Raw genomic sequence first — 18,823 nt, 5'->3', positions numbered from 1 at the left:
ACCGGCTGGTTTCCTTTATTTATGCGGTTTCCCGCAACTTTTCCAGTGGAGCCTTTGAGCGGATTCGAACCGCTGACCCCATCCTTACCATGGATGTGCTCTACCTACTGAGCTACAAAGGCGAAAAGTATTTAAATGGTGGGGAGAGATGGATTCGAACCATCGTAGACTTAGTCAACGGATTTACAGTCCGCCCCCTTTAGCCACTCGGGCATCTCCCCGTAAGATATTGGCTTTTTCCTGTCATCGTCGACAGCTTCTATATGATACCCTGTTTTATAAAAGAAGTCAACCCCCTTTCAGCTTTTTTTAACCCTTTTTTTTACTTTTTTTAAATCATCCCCGCGACGCATACTCTCCAGCTGATTTCGCACGGTTTCATCCATATGTTCACGGAGTTGATTGATCCCAATCATCCCGTTCTTTTCCATCTGCTTCGGCAGAATCCTCCGGGATTTCGCCATGGCCTCCATGAGCTCTCTGGCCGAAAGACGCTCGGCCCCCAGAGCTAAAACAACCTGTTGTAGGGTAAAGTCCGAGGTTGCAACCTTCACCGGAACCAGTTTAGGGGTTTCATAAACCATTCGCTCAATATAGCTATCTGCCGTTACATCCCTTGGGGTGTAGACCACCCGGATATTCCCCCGGAGGGTCTCTCTTTCCCCAGGACTATCCTGGGTGTAGGCGTCGAAGACCACCACTGTTTCATACCCCATATACCCACTGTAATCCCCCAGGGCTTCAATGAGATCTTCCCGGGCTGCTTCAAGATTAAAATCTTCCGTATTGGGATCATCCTTCTGCTGATGGATGATATTATAGCCATCCACGATTAAAATGGTCTTCATCGCCTAATACTCCGTTTTTTATTGGTGCCGCTGGCGGGCTGCCTCCGCAAGAAGAATTGCCGCTGCCGCCGATGCATTAAAGGAATCAATATCCCCATAAAGAGGGATGGAGGTGGTGAAATCGCACTGACTTTTAACCTTGGGGCTCACACCCTTGCCTTCATTCCCAATAACAATGGCCATCTTCCCCTTAAAATCATTTTTGTAATAAGGAGCACCTTCCATATCCGCCGCCGCAATCCAAAAGCCCTTTTCCTTAAGGGTATCCATACACTGGGACAGGTTGTTTACCTTCACCACCGGGATATACGCCACCGCACCGGAAGACGCTTTAACCGCTGCCGGCGATAAGGACGCAGAGCGCCGTTTCGGCAGAATAACCCCATGGGCGCCACAGAGGTTGGCACTCCTTATAATAGCTCCCAGATTGTGAGGGTCCGTCAAATGGTCCAGAATGACCACCAGGGGCTCTTCCCCCTTGGATTCAGCATAAGCCAGTACATCCTCCAGGCTCTTGTAAGGAAAGGGTGCCATGAGTGCCGCAACGCCTTGGTGGCGTTGTCCTTCAGAGATAGCATCCAGCTTGGCACGGTCCACGGTTTGCACCAGAATTCCCCGTTTTCGGGCTTTATCCATGATATCACCAAGGACATGATCCTTATTGTCCTTCATTACCAGAAGCTTATCCACTGCCTGTTCGGCCCGCATGGCTTCTAACACGGGGTTCTTCCCAACTACAACGAAGCGTTCCTCCTCAGATTCCTGAGCCGGCTGACGCCCGTATCGATTTTTAACTTTATCATTCATTTTAATTTATCCATTCTTTTTTCTCGGCCTCCATGTTACACTTTTATAGGACTGGAGGAATTTATGACAACTTTTACCATGATTTCCATTTATTGTGTGGCCATTAACCTCATCGCCTTTGGAGCAATGGGCATTGATAAAGCAAAGGCCCGCCGGGGGGCATGGCGTATACCGGAAGCCACCCTCTTCACCTTTGCCATTGCCGGTGGGAGTATCGGTGCCATTTTGGGTATGATCCTTTTCCACCACAAAACCAAGCACTTAAACTTTCGGTTTGGCCTACCCTTTATTCTTCTGATTCAACTTCTGGGTCTTTACCTGCTGCTCCGGGGCTAAAACGCTTCCGGGGTGGCAAGGGGCCAAAATATTGATAAAAATAGGTCTTTAAGGTACTATTGTACAGCTTTCGGTTCTTCGTGGCTTTCTTTCCAAAGCATTTTTCAAAGCCTTCGTAGCCGCAGATAATAAAGTAGGACCAATCTTCAAGGGCCATAAAGGCCCGGCCCATTTCCCGATAAAGGGCTTCCACTTCCTTCTTATCCCCCATACGCTCTCCATAGGGCGGGTTGGTCACAATCACCCCATAACGGCGCTTTGTGGCAATTTCCTTGACCGGTAAACGCTGGAAGGCCACTAAATTCCCGACACCTGCCAGGTCCGCGTTGGTTCGGGCCTGCTTAAGGGCCCTGGAATCAATATCCGATCCCAGGAGGCGAAAGCTCTTATCATTAATGGCTTCTTTGGCCTGGGTTCTGGCATCCACCCACAAATCCTGAGGGATGGCATCCCATTCTTCTGAGACAAAGGTCCGTTTGAGACCAGGAGCCATATTCTTCCCAATCATTGCAGCCTCGATGACAATGGTCCCGGAGCCACAAAGGGGATCGAGGAAGTAACGGTCCGGCCGCCACCGGGATAGCTTCACCAGGGCAGCAGCAATGGTTTCCTTTAAGGGCGCATCATTGCCATACTCCCGATATCCCCGCTTGTTGAGCCCAGAACCGCTGGTGTCAATGGAAAGGACCACCTCATCTTTGAGGATCTGGATGTGGATGGGGTAATGGCCCCGGGTTTCCGGAAACCACTCCACCCCATAGGCCATCTTAAGCCGCTCCACCACCGCTTTCTTGACAATGCGCTGGCCATCGGATTTGCTGAACAGCGTGGATTTAACCGAGGTAATTTTAGCCGCCGGGAAAATGCCATCCTCGGGAATCCAGCGCTCCCAGGGCAAGGCCTTTGTGGCTTCAAACAGAGCGTCAAAGGTGGTGGCCCGGAAGGTCCCCATGACTAAAAGAACCCGGTCAGCACACCGCAGCCACAAATTACTTCTGGCAATGGCATCTAAACCACCGGAAAAATACACCCGGCCATTTTCCACCTGATCGATGGTGTAGCCCAGATCCTTTACTTCGTCCTTTACCACGCTCTCCAAACCGAAAGCCGTCGTCGCTATTAATTGAATGGTCATTAAAATGTTTTAATCCCCTCGTCCCGGCCGTAGACCAGGAATCCAGCGTAGCCCTTTTCTTCATAATGGCTTAGCTGCTTACCAAATTTCTTCTTCATGCTCACCAAATTCACCCAGTGTCCCTGGGCCCGGAGTCCATCAGCAAAGGTGATTACCTCGGCCATATCATCTGCTGGTGTATAAAACAATGCCACAGGATGTTTTCCTGCAGATTGTGTTTCTTCGGCATCCATCAAAATCCCAACGATCCGTTCGAAGCCAATGGAGAAGCCCACAGCGGGTACCGACTGCTTCGCATATTTTCCAATCATCTCATCATAACGACCGCCTCCGGCAATGGATGCGCCGTATTCCCCATAGCTGACCTCAAAGACCTGGCCAGTATAGTAGCCCATGCCCCGGATCAGGGTAAAATCAAAGGCGATGGTGTACCGTCCCCCCGCCATTTTTTCCACCGTTCCAATCACCCGGCGTAAATCCGCCACGGCTTCCGGTTCATCCACTAAATCCTCGATATTGTCCAGAGTAATCCCAGAGGCCTTATTCACAAAATCCGAGACCATGGCGGTATCATAGCCCTTTTCCACCAGCTCCGTCACGACCCCTGCTGTCCCAATTTTATCCGCCTTGTCCAGGGAGATGCACACGGACCCCACATCCCCAGGGGCAAAGCCGGCCTGGATGATAGCCGCTGTCAGCAGCTTGCGATCGTTCACCTTGATGGTAAAGCCCTCGAAGCCGATGGCCAGAAGCGCCTTGGCCGTTGTGGTAATCAGCTCCATTTCCGCTGCAACTGTAGGATCCCCGATAATATCAATATCACACTGCTTAAAGGAACGGAAACGTCCCTTTTGGGGACGCTCCGCACGAAAAACATTGCCAATCTGAATGGCTTTAAAGGGCAATTCCAAGGATTCGGCATGGTTGGAATAAAATCGGGATAAGGGCAGGGTCAAATCATAACGCAGACCCATGTCGCATAAATCCGCTGCCGTACTATTTTCATCCACCTTGAGCTTTTCTCCGCGTTTTAAAATCGCAAAGATCATCTTCAGGTTTTCGCCGCCGTCACTACCTAAGAGTAAATCGATATTTTCCAGAGCCGGCGTTTCCATGCGCGTAAAGCCATGGGCCCGGTAAATGGATAGAATCTTTTGCTCCAGAGTGTCCCGGATGAGCATTTCATCCGGTAAAATATCCCGGGTGCCCCGAACAGGCTTCGAACTCATCTGCGCCATGCTACACCAGCACAATCCGACGGTAAACTTTTTTGCCTTTTTTCACAACAAAGCCTCCCTCTGCAAAATCATCAGCGGTGTAGGTCGTCTTGATATCCGACACCTTTTCACCCTTCACTTCGATACCATTTTGCTGGACCAAACGACGGCCCTCCCCCCGGCTGGGGACGATCCCCGATTCAGCCAGCAGGCTTAGAATCTCAATGCCATCACCGACAATATCAGCGCCTAACTCAATAGTGGGAATTTCAGCATCCGCCTGATTCCCTGAGAAAGCCTTTCGGGCAGCATCCTGGGCCTTTTCAGCCTCTTCCTTACTGTGGATCATAGCCGTTACCTCGTAGGCCAGGACCTCCTTGGCATGGTTGATTTCGGCACCCTCCAGTGCTCCTAAACGGCGTACCTCATCCATGGGCAGGAAGGTCAGTAATGCCAAGCACTTCTGTACATCGGCATCGGCCACATTCCGCCAATATTGGTAGAATTCATAGGGGGAGGTCTTTTCCGGGTCGAGCCATAGAGCACCCTTGGCTGTTTTTCCCATTTTGATCCCTTCGCTGGTGGTCAGCAGGGAGAAGGTCATGCCATAAACGGACTGGGCATCCTTCTTTCTGACCAATTCCACCCCGGCGATAATATTGGACCATTGGTCATTACCCCCAAACTCCATCTTACAGCCATACTTTTGGTGCAGCTTGTAGAAATCGTAGGCCTGGAGCAGCATATAATTAAATTCCAGGAAGGTCAGTCCCTGTTCCATCCGGCTTTTATAGCAATCCGCTGCAAGCATACGGTTCACTGAAAAATGCGAGCCAATATCCCGAAGGAAATTAATATAATTGAGATCTAAAATCCAATCGGCATTATCGACCATAATGGCCTTATCATCTTCAAAGGTCAGAAATTTTTCAAAGATTTTTTTGAATTTTTCAGCATTGTCAGCAATACGCTCCCGGGTCATGACCTGACGCATATCCGTCCGACCCGAAGGGTCCCCAATCATCGTGGTTCCCCCACCGATTAAGGCAATGGGACGATGGCCGTGGCGCTGCATATGGGCCATGACCATAATCTGGATGAAATGCCCGATGTGCAGGCTATCCGCTGTTGGATCAAACCCGATATAAAAGGTCACCGACTCATTTGCCAGTAAATCTACAATTTCTTCTTCATGGGTACATTGCTCGATGTAACCCCGTTCTTTCAGAACGTCAAATACATTTTCCATTGTTGTTTCCTCCTCTATTTCAGACTATATTTCTTAATTTTCTTCTTTTTTTTCAATAATGGTGACCGCTTCTCTTTCAGCCTTGGCTGTCATCTTTTCCCGATGGGCTTCCCAGCGATTCAGACCTTCAACTAAAAATATCTTGATAACCGCAAAAAAAGGAATGGCGATGAACATCCCAAAGGGCCCCATGAGGCTTCCCCCAACCATAACCGAAAGGAGTACCCAAAAGGGATTGAGCTCCACGATACGCCCCAGTACCGTTGGCCCCAAAATATTCCCATCAAATTGCTGGACAATGAGGATCCAAATGGCCACCCACAGGGCTTTCATCGGACTGTACAGCAGGGTCAATAAAATTCCGGGGATGGCCCCGATAATCGGTCCAAAATAAGGAATGACATTGGTCACTCCCACCACCAGGGCAATGAGCGGGGCGTACTCCACGCCCAAAATCAAAAGACCCACATAACAAATCAGACCGATAAGAGCAGATGTCATGATTTTTCCTGCAAAGTAACGATAGAATACATCATCGATGGTGTGGACCACCCAGGTAAAGCCTCCGTAAACCGAATCACTCATCAGGGCCCGAAACAGGCGCTGACATTGTCCCTGAATATTCTCCTTGTCCAGCATGAGATAAAAGCCGGAAAAGAAAACCGCCACCGATGAGATCAGGAAGGAAGTCGTCCCCTTGGCAAAAAGCATCGCCAGATTGCCCATCTGGGCCATGGAGCCGGATGCGCTGCCGGGGTCTCCCACAAAGCGGTCAAAAAAACCTTTGAGTGTCAAATCGGTGAAATTAGCCAGCTCCACTCGAATAATACCGGCTAAATCCTTTAAAGCTGTTCCAGACTGGGAAAGTTGATCTAAAAATCGATTGATCTCCCGGGTATATTGGGGAATATGTCCCGCCAAATTAATGACACTCTCCACAATGGAGGGAATCAGAATATATAAAAAGACCACCATGAAAAAAAGAGCGATCAAATAAACAATCACGATGGCTGTAAAACGCACCTTTTTCGGATGGACCTGTGCCCCCTTGATATATTTGAATATCTTGCGTTCAAACCAACGCATGGGCCGAAATAAGAAATAGGCCAAAACGCCACCTAAAATGATAGGCAACAACATACCAAAGATATCCTGAATGACTTGCCCTGTCGTTGTGATGATCAGCCCAAGGTTATCCAGTACTTTATAAAATAAAATGACTGAAATAACACCCAATACGGCATAGGCATAATATTTCAAATATTGCTTATCTAATTTAAAACGCACGGCTTCCCTCCTTCCCAACCTTTCGAGTATTAAAACCAAACACGATTAAGTTTAACATTTCAGCGGTTATTTTAAAACTCTATTTCGAATATTCTTTCAAAATTATGGAAAGAAGTGTTATACTATTAAAATATTCATAAGCGTAAAGGAGCAAAGAACATGCTTTTCTATATTATTATCCTCATCTCTGGCATTGTGGTTGACCAATTAACCAAGCTTTATGCCGTCAATGTCCTGGCCAAGGTCACTACTGTGCCCATTATCCCCAATGTTTTCCACTTAACCTATGTGGAAAATACCGGTGCCGCCTTCAGTATGCTTTCAGGAATGCAGACCTTTTTGATCATCATTACCATGATCTTCATTGCCGGACTGCTTTATCTTTTCATCGTCCTGCCTAAAAAGCGCCAATATTTTGAAATCAATCTTGCCCTGGCCTTCATCATCAGTGGCGCTATTGGTAATCTCATCGATCGGTTGCGCTTTCATTACGTCGTCGATTTCTTCGATTTTCGAATCATCGGCTTTGCGATTTTTAACATCGCCGATATCCTGGTTGTCCTCGGCTGTATTTTACTGGTCATTGCCATTTGGCGCAATAAATTTCCCGGGGATAAAAGCGAGTTAAAATCCTTTAAGCCTAAGGCCCCTTCCAATCAAAAAAGGCAACCTCAGCAAAGGAAAGGTTCTACTGGCACAACAGCGTCTCGCAGAACACCCCCAAAAAAAAACATGAAAGCCCGCCCAACCACCAAACGGAAGGTGTCGGATGTCAAGCCCCAAATCGACACCACCATTGAGACTCTGCCCCGAACCGATCGTCAGAATGCATCCTACAATCCCAGTGGTGTGGATTTTAATCCAACACCTCCGGATGAACTGCCCAGCGCCCTAAAACATCGAAAAGAATAAAAAAAGATGGCTGCCAAAGGATATTGCCTTTAACAATCCTTTGGCAGCCATCTTTTTTACTTCAATTATTCCAGAACTTCCATCATATCCGCCTCTGCATTTTCAATATGGCAGCCGGCGACACGGCCAGCCTCTTTGACATCGTGCTTGGCAATATTCTCAATAATCGATTCATGCTGACCAATAAGTGGCTTCTTATCGTCAATATTATGGACGTACTCCACCCGAACCCGCAGCATTTGCTCCCTTAAGCTATGAATCATTTGGAACAACCGATCATTCTTCGCGGATTGATACATGGTTTCATGGAAAGCGACATCGTAATTGATAATCCCTTCCTCATCGTTCTTCATGGCCGATTCTTCAAATCCCTTGTTGCTTTCCCGCATTTTTTCGATTTCTGCCTCGGTAGCATTTTTAGCCGCCAACTCTGCCACTAAAATTTCCAGAGCCCTTCGAATCTGCATCATTTCCTGGAGATCCTTGATGGACATCGGGGTAACGTAGGCCCCCTTTCTGGGAATCATGCAGACGAGGCCCTCCAGCTCCAATTTACGGATGGATTCCCGGACAGGAGTCCGGCTTACACCCATTTCACTGGCCAGCTGTACCTCCATCAATCGTTCCCCAGGCTTTAATTCCCCCTGGATAATGGCATTTCGAATGGTCTCAAAAACAATCTCCCGGAGGGACTTACAATTACTGGTATCCAGGGAAAGTCTTCTCCGTGTTTCCTTTTCTTCTTTCAATTTCAACCTCTATTCTATTCTTGCTAAAAAGGGATTTACCTGCAGGTCTTTAAAAAACCCCATCGCCTGGGCTGCCTTCGCATCATCCATAAAATATCCCACCACTGTCGACCCACTGCCACTCATGACAGCCAAAGCCGCACCAGCATCCAGCATCCGTTTCTTAAGAATTTTAATCTCCGGATAAAGGGGAAAGACGACAGCTTCAAAAGAATTTCCCATCCACTCACAGGCGGCCTCAAAGCCCTGGTTCTCCAAAACATCTACGGCCTGCTCCACCGGTGGGTGATATTCGGATGGGGCTGTATCCACCTGGGCAAAGGCCCAGGGCGTAGCGATATCCACTGCTGGCTTAACCACCACCATGGCACAGGCCGGCAAGGGTTTTAAGGGCGTAATCATCTCACCGATGCCCTCCACCAAAGCGGTCCCCCCTAAAAGGCAATAGGGTACATCCGCCCCAATGCCTACACCGAAGGATAACATCTCCTGGATATCCATCTCCAAGCCCCACAGGGCACTCAAACCCTTAATGGCTGCCGCTGCGTCGGCACTGCCCCCAGCCAGTCCAGCCTGCATGGGAATCCGTTTTTCCAGATGGATATCGGCTCCGGTTTCTACTCCATAACGGGCTTTCAGCCCCTGGGCAGCCCTCATAATCAGATTGGACGGGCCAAGGGGAACGGTCTCTTCATCACAGGTTAATGTCAATTCCTCTGCTGGCTTAAAAGACAGTACATCCGCCAGATTGATACTATGGTTGATCATCTGCATGAGATGATAGCCGTCTGGTCGACGTCCAATAACGTCCAGGGCAATATTTACTTTTGCCGGTGCCCGGACCTTCAATTCTTCCATGCATTTCTTCCCTTCTATTGGCCTTTAGGCCTACTAAGCACATTGTATACATTATTATAGCATAACAAACCTTAAAATCAATGGAAATCCCCTCAATTCTCCGTCTTTATTTGTTATAATAAGAGTATCACTTTATGGGAGGAACCCAATGTCCATCACCTTTAATAATGACTGGAATACCACCATCCAGCAAGAATTTATCAAGGATTATTATAAGCAGCTCCGTCAGTTTTTAATCTCAGAATATAAAACACGACCGATTTATCCCAATATGTACGATATTTTCAATGCCTTTCATTTTACATCCTACTCTGACACGAAAGTCTGTATTCTGGGTCAGGACCCCTATCATGGCCCAGGCCAGGCCCATGGCCTCAGCTTTTCGGTCAAGCCAGATGTTGCCATTCCACCATCCCTGCGTAATATCTACCAGGAACTTTCGGATGATCTAGGCTGCCCCATCCCAAACCATGGCTACCTAAAGCACTGGACGGATGAGGGAGTCCTCCTGCTCAATGCCGTACTCACCGTCCGGGCCGGTCAGGCCGCTTCCCACCGGGGACAGGGCTGGGAGCAATTTACAGACCATATTATCGAGCAGCTCAACATGCGGGAAGACCCGGTGGTCTTTATTCTTTGGGGTGCCTTTGCCCAATCGAAAATTCCCATGATCACCGGTAAACAGCATTGTATTATCCGTTCTCCCCACCCCAGTCCATTATCCGCCCATCGGGGCTTCTTTGGCAGTCGGCCTTTCTCCCAAACCAATGATTTTCTTAGCCAAATCGGAAAAGAGCCCATCGACTGGGAGATTCCCGCAGCGGTTCAGGTGCCTTAATGGATATTGGTATTCTTTACAGTATTCAACATTATTTGCAATGTCCCTTTTGTGATGTCCTTTTTAAGGGCTTTACCTTCCTGGGAGATAAGGGACTCATTTGGATTATTGTCACCGCTTTATTACTGGCAAAAAAAGAAACCCGTTATGCGGGAATCGTCATGGGAATATCTGTGGCTTTGTCTGCCGGGTTGGTTCAGTTTGGCCTGAAGCCACTTTTTAACCGAACCCGACCCTATCTCGCCTACAATTTTCCAATCCTAATCCCTGCGCCCATGGGAACATCCTTTCCCTCTGGACATGCTGCCACCTCCTTTGCCGCTGCCTGGTCCTATTTTTGTCTTTATAAGAACAAGCTGCGTTGGGGGCTCCTAATCATCGCCCTGGGCATTGCCTTTTCCCGACTTTATCTTTTCGTCCATTACCCCAGCGATGTGGTCGTGGGGGTAATCGTTGGGCTGCTGGTGGCTTATATGGCCCGTTGGCTTGCTGACTGGATCATCCATCACTTCCATCTGGAGTCCGCCATTCCCCCCATTAGCGGCACTTAAAACGCCAGGCGGTTTCGATGATCTTCTCCACATCCGTATACACGGGATTCCAGCCAAGCTCCGTCTTGGCTTTTTTACTGCTGGCGATGGAAATGGCAATATCTCCATCCCGACGCGGCGTAACCACTTCTGGGATGGGATGACCGGTTACCCGCCTGGCCGCTTCAATCATCTCCCGTACGGTAAAGCCCTGGCCATTCCCCAAATTATAGATGCCGCTTTCCCCTTTGATCAGTTTCTTAATCCCCAGGATATGGGCATCCACTAAATCTACAACATGGATAAAATCCCGGACGCCAGTGCCATCCTTGGTGTCATAATCATTTCCATAAATACCGATGCTTTCCCGCTCTCCCGCAGCCACCTCCAGAATCAAGGGAATCAAAGCCGTATTGACATCCAGGGCCTGGCCAATGGGATATTTTTCGTGAGCTCCGGCAACATTGAAATAACGAAAAATACAGTAATTGATGCCATAAGCTTTGCGGCAATCCTCTAGAATATCTTCAACCATAGCCTTTGTCTTCCCATAAGGGCTGATGGGGTCAATGGGATTATCCTCCGTAACGGGCACCACCTCAGTATTACCAAAGACGGCTGCTGTTGAGGAGAAGATGATATTCTTAACCCCACAGCGTACCATAGACTGAAGCAGCGCAACCGTGCCATAGACATTATTATCATAGTACTTAAGGGGGTCCTTCTCACTTTCAGCCACCACGATATTGGCAGCAAACTGCATGACCACATCGATCTTTTCATCCTGGAACAGCCGATCCATAAAGGCTCCATCCCGGATGTCTCCCACCAGAAGTTTTGCCCGTTCATCCACAGCCCATCGGTGCCCTGTGGATAAATTATCTGCTACCACCACTTCAAATCCCTGATCTAATAACTGGACAACGGCGTGGCTGCCAATATACCCAGCCCCCCCTGATACTAATACTCTCATTTATTCTCCTTTTACTACACTTTAAAGTTTAAATATTTATGGTGCATATTATAACATATAACTTTCAATTTTTTGAGGAAAGCTTTATAATATGATAAAGTGGTTTCTTAAATATCAAAAACACAGGGTGAGAGTATGGCTAAAAAACTTTTATACAATCGACGGATCATGGGATATGTGCTTTTGTTCGGGATGAGTATTTTCTTGCTGCTTCATTTATTGGTATGCTTTGGGACCATCCCCTATTCCGCACTGTGGGGGACGGCAATCACTAGCCAGGCTTCTTTAATGAAGGCCGAGGGCTTTGCTGTTTTCTTCATTCTGCTCTTTATCATTGGGATTATCTTGGAATCATTTCATTTCCGGGTCTCTCCCCGTCTCCCCAGGGGACTTCTCTGGGGCATGGTGGTCTATATGGGACTCAACACCCTGGGCTATTTACGCTGTGATGCAACGGCCCTAAAGATTGGCATGAGCCTGTTCTGCCTCTTCCTTGCCCTTCTGGGTCTCTGGATAATCTTCTTAAGCCATCGTGCAGAACGACGGCGACGCCTTCGGCAAAAAAGACAAAAGCGCCACCGATAAAACCACATTCTAATAAGGATGTTTCCGGTTTTTAAGATTTGCTCTAGGATTTTGAAGTCTTACGGCTTTTCTTATGCCTTAAACCTTGCCTACAAAGTTGAAGTACACCTTACCTTCTTGTGTATAATTTTTCTTCTTCCATGGCTCGGAGCATTCATGCACCACCATCCGGTCAATAGACTCACGCACGATTTCGGGTGTCAACTCCCAAATATCGGTGTACCTGTTTACAATTGTGTGAAAACGGTCGGTGCTGAGCATTTTATCCTGCTGGGTGGTGATTTTATTATCCAACGCCTTCGCCCCCTTACTTACATTTCAGGATTTTATGATAGTTCCACACAGATAACACATAAAACAGCCCATAGGTCAGGATATATACAAGAACCACCATTGCAGCATTTAGCAAGGTTGGCGTTTCCTGTCCCATTAAATCCATTGCACGATTGTACGCCAGAAGTGCAAATACTGTATGCCCAAGTCCAAGCAATAATGGCAATCCATACACCATACCAAGTTGCTTGATGACCGATACGAGGATTTCCCGGTTACTCATTCCGGTTTTTCGTAAAATTTGATACCGTGGAGCTTCTTCTTGCGCCTCGACAATCAGCTTATAATACAAAATACTACCTACCGCCAGTAAAAACAGCACTCCGATGAACAGACCGATAAACACATAGGAGCCAAACAGTGAGAAATTGGTTTTATAAAATTCGATGTAACTGATGTTTTCTGGCATTCCCTGATAACCTGTTCGTGCCGGAACAATTTTGTTGATAGCCTCCACTGTGCTCCCGGATGACATTTCATGGTCAAACATAAACCCGTAAAATATGTCTGTACCCTTACCGGATGCCCCAGTTCGATATGCGTCATAAACGGCATCGCTGACTACTACTGTCGCTTTTTTGTAGTTGTCAGCCATTCCGATATATTTATGGATGGAAACACCTGTCACTAAAAACTGCGTTTCCATACCGCTCATTTGAACCGTTACAGTAGAATCTTTCATATCTTTGCAATAATCGGGAACGGGATTTCTGTCTATAAAATAGCACTCGTTTTCTGCCAAACCGCCCGTGAAGTCAGTTTTATTATTACTCAGAATACCTACTTTTGTATCGGTATGCGTTATAATCCTTTGATATAAACTCTCGGAGAGAATATAGCACTGTGCGATATCTCCGAGTTCCGCATCTTCATCTGGCTGATAGTCTGTACACTGCAAGGAGGCATTGATCAAATTTATTTTATCCTCCTGTACGATTTTGACATCACCGATTTTATCTGTAACTGCAAGGATTTCTGCATGCTGCTCCTCATTAATATCCTTGCAAAGGTAGGAATAGGGTGCATAAAACGCAACCAAATCTTCCAACCCCCGGTAAAGAGAATAAGAGGCACTTATCATGGTTATGGTTATCGCACATAAAAGTGATATGACGCATAGCATTTTTGCATTTGCCTTGACGCGGTAAAATATCTGAGAAATGCTAATAAAGTTTGAGGTTCTATAATAGATTACTTTCTTTCGCTTCAAAAAAACAAGCGCCATTGGAACGCAATTACGAAACAGCAGATAGCTCCCAACCGAAACCAGCATAGCAACACAAAAGGCGGGAAGCATCAGTTCTATACCGCTAATGTTCATATCGAGTCTTGTGGAAATGAAATAACCAAGCCCCAGAAATATCAGCGAGGACAAACCACCGCCTATTGAATATTGGGGTAATTCTTCCCCCTGCTTATTGGCGGACAACAGCTCAATCAGACGATATTTGTAAATAATATGATAAGCTCTGATACCGCTTATAATAAATAAAATGATAAAGGAAATGGCTGTCACAAGGATAGCACGGCTGTCTATAGTGAATGTGACAGATGTTCCTACCGCCATAAATTTCATCAGAAGCGATGTAAAATATCCTGCAGAAAAAGTTCCTGCAATCGTTCCTAAAAGAGTTGCTAACATACCAATCAAAAAGGTTTCTGAAAACATCAGAATGGCAATCTGTTCTTTCCTCATGCCTAACAGAGAATAAATGGCAATTTCCTTTTTCTGCGTTTTAATAAAATAGTTATTTGAATACAGAACAAAAATTGCTGAAAACAGCAACACTGCAATAGCAATCCCCTTAAATAGCACGGACATCTTTCCACTGCCAAAACGAAAGGTTTCAAAGGACGGATTGTAGTATATGGAACAGAACAGGTTGAAAATGGTCACGGAAAAAATCGTGCTAATAAAATAAACCAAATAACTGCCAAACTTATGTCTTATATTTTTTAAGACGATATTAGCGAAGCCCACAACTGTCACCTCCCAACGTAGATACAACCCCAAGGATTTGCTCGTAGAACTCTTTTCTAGTTCCATTTTTGACTAGCTCCATAAAAAGCAAGCCGTCTTTGATAAATAAGATGCGCTTGCAAAAACTGGCGGCATACGCATCGTGCGTAACCATTAGAATGGTGGCAGCACTGGCTTCGTTTAAATCTTGCAGGCATTGCAGTAAATCCGCCGCTGATTTTGAGTCCAAAGCTCCTGTTGGCTCATCTGCCAAAATCAGCTCAGGTTTACTCACAATCGCTCTTGCCGCAGAGGCACGCTGACGCTGCCCACCCGATACATGGTAGGGATATTTATTCAAATACTTTTCGATTCCAAGCTCCACGGCGACAGCTTTCACCTGTTTTTCAATGATGGCCGGCTTTTTCTTTGCTAAAATCAGCGGGAGTGCGATGTTTTCTTTCAGTGTCAGGGTATCTAGTAGATTATAGTCCTGAAAAACAAACCCCAGCTTACTGCGGCGAAAATCGGAAAGCGCCGGTTCCCGTAGGCTTTGGATGTCCTGTCCTCCAATGGAGATGGAACCGGAAGTGATGGTATCAATCGTTGCAATCACATTAAGCAGGGTTGACTTTCCGGCACCGGACGGCCCCATGATCCCGACAAATTCACCTTTATTAACTTCAATACTAACGCCTGCAAGAGCCACCGACGAAATCCCGGAGTTTGTACCATAGTTTTTCTTTACATTTTGAACACTAAGAACTGACATTATATTTTCCTCCATATTCAGCCCATAAAAAACGGGCAACAGTTTATAATCTAATCATAAACTGCTGCCCTTATGTCAGTTTTCAGCGAACCTTACCTAAACCTTAAATCACCTAAACCTTAAATCATTGCTGGAATTCCATTGTAACCACGGTGCCAACCTCCATCTCACTGCAGGCGTATATCTTCCCGCCATGTGCTTCGACAATCTGCTTTGCAATCGCCATGCCAAGACCGGAGCCTTCTGCTTTGACTTCTGTGCTGGTACCACGATAATACCGTTCAAAAAGTCCTTCCAATTCTTGCGGCGGCATACCCCCTCCATTATCCGCAACGATAATCTTCACATCGGAACTGCCGCCTATTGTAACAGTAATTTCCGTGTCAATTTTGTTGTGTTTCAAAGCATTTATAACGATATTGGTAAGTGCCCGCCGAATGAGCTGTGCATCAAAAGAAAGTAATTGTTCTTCCCTGTCGGCAAGAAAAGTAATATTTCGTTCTTCATATTCCGGCGAATTTAAAATATCAATCACAATTTCCCGAACAAAGCGTATGATATTTTGCGTTTCTGATTTTAGTGGCAGCAAATTACTTTGAAGCTGATAGGTCAGCTTCAAATCATCTACCAACTGCTCTGTATATAACGAATTCTTTAATATGATTGCAGCATATCGGCGAACATTTTGTTCGGATTGTAGTTTTTCCTCCGAAAGCAATTCTGCATAGCCTCGTATGGGGGCAAGTGGCGTTTTTAAATCATGCGTAATATTGGCCAGCCATTCTTCCTTTGCCTTTGCATCCTGCTCTTGTCTGCACTTAGCAGAATAAAATGTTTGATAGCTATATACAGTTAATGTCATAACCAGAATAGCGGTAAGTGCGATTATTGCTATAATAAGAGCTTTTCCGGAGTTATATCTTGCTGTGTCAATATACATGACAACCTTTGAAATAGAAAGAGGAAAGCCAACCAAATATGTGTAGGAAGCGTCACCAACTTCCACGCTACTCATAAAGACAGAATTCATTCCACTACCATTTTGATAAAGCTGCAAAAACTCGTATGGTTTATATGAACTGGGAATTTCGGCTGCCTTTTTATAATTCATAACCTCTGTCCCGGAAGCATCTAACACTTGCAGCCATAAGCCGTGATTGTCTAACTGCTTTTTGCCTGTGTTTGTAATCGCGATCATACCATCCAAATTGATAATATTTTCCGAAAATGCAAGGGTAAAGGTTTTAGGCCAGTTACTGCCAACAACATCACAATCCTGTGTCCGTGCCGTAGCCGTATAAAAGACTGTAAAAACAACAGTTAAAAGAATGCCTGCAAAGAGAACAATCGGAACCATATAAAAACGCATAAAATCTCGTGATGCTTTCATCTTCCGTGACCGCTCACCAGTTTATACCCCAGCCCCTTTACAGTAATTAGCAGTTGCGGGGTAGAAGCATCTACTTCAATTTTTTCCCGAAGATGACGGATATGCACCATAATTGTATTGTCACAAATAGCATTTTCTTCCCCCCATACCCTCTCGTAAAGACGTTCTTTGCTGATAATTCTATTCTGATTTTCCATCAAGAATTGCAGTAATCCATATTCCTTTGCTGTCAAGTCTATGGGCACACCGGATTTATATACAATCAAGGCATCCGTATCAACGATAATATTGCCCATCTTCAAAATAGCTGCCTCTTCCTGTTTCACTTCGACTTTTGCATACTGCATTCTGCGAAGCTGTGACTTGATCCGATAGACTATTTCTTTCGGGCTAAATGGCTTTGTCACATAATCATCTCCACCAGAAGCCAGCCCCAGTATTTTATCAACATCGTCATTTTTTGAGGATAGGAACAGAATGGAGCAATGCGAAAACTTGCGGATTTCTCTGCATACCTCGATGCCATCCATATCGGGCAGCATGATATCAAGAACGATAACATCCGGCTGATACTCGCGGCAAAGGTCAAGCGCACTTCGTCCTGTATATGCCTTTCTAATGTGCGTAAAGCCTTCTTTGTTTAAGACTTCTTCAAGTAGGGAAACAATATCCCGCTCGTCATCCACCAACAGTATTTTATCTGCCATTGTTACCACCGCTTCCACTTTTTCTCCTTCTATCAACGGGTTTTGGAGCATGCTTTGGTATAAGCCAAACCGTCCCCATCTTGACCGCACCATGAATGCGTCCATCTGCACAATAATAATTTATTCTTCGGGGTGTAACACCCCACTTTTCACTTGCTTCTTTCAGCGTAATATAATCCATCATCACCATCCAGTACAATTTAGTACATTATATTTCGTTTTCTCGAATAATACAAGAAATTTAGTGTAGCATAAATCAAACCGCTTGTATAGGTTGGAAGCGATATGATAAACTGAATATGGAAAATAATCTCCCGTGTTGGGGACGCCGATACGGGACGAGTAAATTTTATATTAGTTTGAGAGGAAAATTATAGATGGAAAAGCTCTACAACAGATTAAATCTCACAACTTTAAAGATGAAATGAAAAGAATTCCATTGTTTTACGCAAGAGGGGCATGGGATGAAAAAGCAATGACTTTTAAAGATAGAACTCTTTGTAAATTACTGCAAAAATCTGTTTCAAAGAAAGACCCCACTACATATGAAATTTGGGAAAAAGCACTAATGTGTGCAGTCGGTCAGAAATGCGATTGGACGGATAAAGCTTATCTATCCACACTTTCCAAATTTATAAAACACGAATATCCAAGCAAACAAAATGAACACTGAACTTGGTGTCATAAAAAGTATGCTGCTTTCGAGGGTATCGAGATAATCTGTGTCAGCAATATCGCCCTGCTAATTTTAAGGTCAGCAGGGCGATATTTTTAGATACAAATCAATTTAGCCGTCACAATTTCATCGGCTATCACATAATAGCAAACCCTCCAATAAGTTTATTTACAATATTGGAGGGGCGCTAACGGTGACGCTTTTTTAATACTTAAATGCTTTTTAACGATTAACTCAAATACGCATCAATGGCCGCAGCCGCTTCCTTCCCAGCCCCCATGGCCAGGATGACGGTGGCGGCGCCGGAGACGGCGTCCCCGCCGGCGTAGATGCCTTCCCGGCTGGTTTTTCCGGTGCCTTCTTCGGCGACGATGCACTGCCAGCGGTTAATCTCTAAGCCCTCGGTGGTGCTGGAGATTAAGGGATTGGGGGAGGTCCCCAGGCTCATGATGACGGTGTCGACGTCGATGTCGTACTCGCTGCCGGGGATTTCCACGGGGCGGCGTCTGCCGGAGTCGTCGGGTTCCCCCAGCTCCATTTTCACACAGCGCAGGCCGGTGACCCAGCCGTCTTCACCTACTAATATTTCTTTGGGGTTGGTGAGGAGGTGGAAGGCAATGCCTTCTTCTTTGGCGTGGTGGACTTCTTCGACCCGGGCGGG

General features: G+C 46.1%; 21 protein-coding genes and 2 tRNA genes. 6 read left to right on the top strand and 17 right to left on the bottom strand.

From position 1 onward, the window contains the following. Nucleotides 1-46: 46 nt before the first annotated feature. The 4 genes from BLU30_RS13480 to rlmB all read right to left on the bottom strand — a co-directional run bounded on the left by BLU30_RS13480 (nt 47) and on the right by rlmB (nt 1,655). Nucleotides 47-122: transfer RNA gene (locus tag BLU30_RS13480), tRNA-Thr, on the bottom strand. A 14-nt stretch (nt 123-136) separates the two neighbouring features. Next, a tRNA-Tyr gene (locus BLU30_RS13475) sits at nt 137-221 on the bottom strand. Nucleotides 222-299: 78 nt separating this feature from the next. Then, complete coding sequence (locus BLU30_RS13470; protein ID WP_090247162.1) at nt 300-848, bottom strand: NYN domain-containing protein; 549 nt, start codon at nt 846-848, stop codon at nt 300-302. Nucleotides 849-866: 18 nt separating this feature from the next. Then, complete coding sequence (rlmB, locus tag BLU30_RS13465; RefSeq protein WP_176770953.1) at nt 867-1,655, bottom strand: 23S rRNA (guanosine(2251)-2'-O)-methyltransferase RlmB; 789 nt, start codon at nt 1,653-1,655, stop codon at nt 867-869. Nucleotides 1,656-1,718: 63 nt separating this feature from the next. Here rlmB and BLU30_RS13460 point away from each other — a divergent pair, with 63 nt between their 5' ends. Continuing rightward, the gene (locus BLU30_RS13460) at nt 1,719-1,991 is read left to right on the top strand and encodes a DUF1294 domain-containing protein (RefSeq protein ID WP_090247159.1); all 273 of its coding nucleotides are present in this window, start codon (nt 1,719-1,721) and stop codon (nt 1,989-1,991) included. On the opposite strand, the gene BLU30_RS13455 is transcribed toward BLU30_RS13460, so the two are convergent. Genes BLU30_RS13455 through BLU30_RS13440 form a run of 4 tightly spaced genes read right to left on the bottom strand, consistent with a single transcriptional unit; the run spans nt 1,942 to nt 6,879 of the window. Then, nucleotides 1,942-3,126: a THUMP domain-containing class I SAM-dependent RNA methyltransferase gene (locus BLU30_RS13455; RefSeq protein WP_090247157.1), complete on the bottom strand. Its 1,185-nt coding sequence runs from the start codon at nt 3,124-3,126 to the stop codon at nt 1,942-1,944. The two genes, BLU30_RS13460 and BLU30_RS13455, sit on opposite strands and share 50 nt — an antisense overlap. Continuing rightward, nucleotides 3,126-4,355, bottom strand: coding sequence for a histidine--tRNA ligase (gene hisS / locus BLU30_RS13450; RefSeq protein ID WP_242873594.1), 1,230 nt, complete (start codon nt 4,353-4,355; stop codon nt 3,126-3,128). The genes BLU30_RS13455 and hisS overlap by 1 nt, the downstream gene beginning before the upstream one ends. Before the next feature lie 10 nt (nt 4,356-4,365). After that, on the bottom strand, nt 4,366-5,592 hold the full coding sequence (gene tyrS / locus BLU30_RS13445; protein ID WP_090247154.1) for a tyrosine--tRNA ligase: 1,227 nt from the start codon (nt 5,590-5,592) through the stop codon (nt 4,366-4,368). Nucleotides 5,593-5,625: 33 nt separating this feature from the next. Continuing rightward, nucleotides 5,626-6,879: an AI-2E family transporter gene (locus tag BLU30_RS13440; RefSeq protein ID WP_090247153.1), complete on the bottom strand. Its 1,254-nt coding sequence runs from the start codon at nt 6,877-6,879 to the stop codon at nt 5,626-5,628. Nucleotides 6,880-7,038: 159 nt separating this feature from the next. Here BLU30_RS13440 and lspA point away from each other — a divergent pair, with 159 nt between their 5' ends. Beyond that, the gene (gene lspA / locus BLU30_RS13435; protein ID WP_090247151.1) at nt 7,039-7,791 is read left to right on the top strand and encodes a signal peptidase II; all 753 of its coding nucleotides are present in this window, start codon (nt 7,039-7,041) and stop codon (nt 7,789-7,791) included. A 65-nt stretch (nt 7,792-7,856) separates the two neighbouring features. Here lspA and BLU30_RS13430 read toward each other — a convergent pair whose 3' ends face one another. Together BLU30_RS13430 and ispE are read right to left on the bottom strand one after the other, a co-directional pair. Beyond that, nucleotides 7,857-8,540, bottom strand: coding sequence for a GntR family transcriptional regulator (locus BLU30_RS13430; RefSeq protein ID WP_090247150.1), 684 nt, complete (start codon nt 8,538-8,540; stop codon nt 7,857-7,859). A gap of 9 nt (nt 8,541-8,549) precedes the next feature. Then, nucleotides 8,550-9,398: a 4-(cytidine 5'-diphospho)-2-C-methyl-D-erythritol kinase gene (gene ispE / locus BLU30_RS13425; RefSeq protein WP_090247148.1), complete on the bottom strand. Its 849-nt coding sequence runs from the start codon at nt 9,396-9,398 to the stop codon at nt 8,550-8,552. A gap of 148 nt (nt 9,399-9,546) precedes the next feature. On the opposite strand from ispE, the gene BLU30_RS13420 reads away from it, so the two are divergent. Together BLU30_RS13420 and BLU30_RS13415 are read left to right on the top strand one after the other, a co-directional pair. After that, on the top strand, nt 9,547-10,236 hold the full coding sequence (locus BLU30_RS13420) for a uracil-DNA glycosylase (protein WP_090247146.1): 690 nt from the start codon (nt 9,547-9,549) through the stop codon (nt 10,234-10,236). Beyond that, entirely contained in the window at nt 10,236-10,787 is a 552-nt protein-coding gene (locus BLU30_RS13415) for a phosphatase PAP2 family protein (protein WP_090247145.1), read from the top strand. Before BLU30_RS13420 ends, BLU30_RS13415 begins: the two co-directional genes overlap by 1 nt. On the opposite strand, the gene galE is transcribed toward BLU30_RS13415, so the two are convergent. Next, nucleotides 10,774-11,739, bottom strand: coding sequence for a UDP-glucose 4-epimerase GalE (galE, locus tag BLU30_RS13410; RefSeq protein ID WP_090247143.1), 966 nt, complete (start codon nt 11,737-11,739; stop codon nt 10,774-10,776). The genes BLU30_RS13415 and galE overlap by 14 nt on opposite strands. Before the next feature lie 135 nt (nt 11,740-11,874). On the opposite strand from galE, the gene BLU30_RS13405 reads away from it, so the two are divergent. Next, on the top strand, nt 11,875-12,324 hold the full coding sequence (locus tag BLU30_RS13405; protein WP_090247142.1) for a hypothetical protein: 450 nt from the start codon (nt 11,875-11,877) through the stop codon (nt 12,322-12,324). A 78-nt stretch (nt 12,325-12,402) separates the two neighbouring features. Here the strand turns inward: BLU30_RS13405 and BLU30_RS13400 are convergent, their stop codons facing one another. The 5 genes from BLU30_RS13400 to BLU30_RS13380 all read right to left on the bottom strand — a co-directional run bounded on the left by BLU30_RS13400 (nt 12,403) and on the right by BLU30_RS13380 (nt 17,486). Next, nucleotides 12,403-12,618: a DUF4368 domain-containing protein gene (locus tag BLU30_RS13400; RefSeq protein ID WP_242873593.1), complete on the bottom strand. Its 216-nt coding sequence runs from the start codon at nt 12,616-12,618 to the stop codon at nt 12,403-12,405. Nucleotides 12,619-12,631: 13 nt separating this feature from the next. Further along, nucleotides 12,632-14,704: an FtsX-like permease family protein gene (locus tag BLU30_RS13395; protein WP_242873592.1), complete on the bottom strand. Its 2,073-nt coding sequence runs from the start codon at nt 14,702-14,704 to the stop codon at nt 12,632-12,634. After that, nucleotides 14,625-15,389, bottom strand: a complete 765-nt coding sequence (locus tag BLU30_RS13390) for an ABC transporter ATP-binding protein (RefSeq protein ID WP_090247138.1) — start codon at nt 15,387-15,389, stop codon at nt 14,625-14,627. Before BLU30_RS13390 ends, BLU30_RS13395 begins: the two co-directional genes overlap by 80 nt. Nucleotides 15,390-15,513: 124 nt before the next feature. Further along, complete coding sequence (locus BLU30_RS13385) at nt 15,514-16,779, bottom strand: sensor histidine kinase (RefSeq protein ID WP_090247137.1); 1,266 nt, start codon at nt 16,777-16,779, stop codon at nt 15,514-15,516. Beyond that, entirely contained in the window at nt 16,776-17,486 is a 711-nt protein-coding gene (locus BLU30_RS13380) for a response regulator transcription factor (RefSeq protein ID WP_090247135.1), read from the bottom strand. The genes BLU30_RS13385 and BLU30_RS13380 overlap by 4 nt, the downstream gene beginning before the upstream one ends. 424 nt (nt 17,487-17,910) lie before the next feature. On the opposite strand from BLU30_RS13380, the gene BLU30_RS13370 reads away from it, so the two are divergent. Next, the gene (locus BLU30_RS13370; protein WP_242873591.1) at nt 17,911-18,159 is read left to right on the top strand and encodes a hypothetical protein; all 249 of its coding nucleotides are present in this window, start codon (nt 17,911-17,913) and stop codon (nt 18,157-18,159) included. A gap of 232 nt (nt 18,160-18,391) precedes the next feature. Here the strand turns inward: BLU30_RS13370 and BLU30_RS13365 are convergent. Next, the coding region (locus BLU30_RS13365; RefSeq protein WP_176770952.1) for an FAD-dependent oxidoreductase at nt 18,392-18,823 on the bottom strand (432 nt) is incomplete at its 5' end.

The sequence above is a fragment of the Eubacterium barkeri genome, from assembly GCF_900107125.1.
GTDB classification, from domain to species: domain Bacteria; phylum Bacillota; class Clostridia; order Eubacteriales; family Eubacteriaceae; genus Eubacterium_O; species Eubacterium_O barkeri.
The sequence above is the reverse complement of the archived record's forward strand: the minus strand, read 5'-3'. Positions and strand labels throughout refer to the sequence as shown.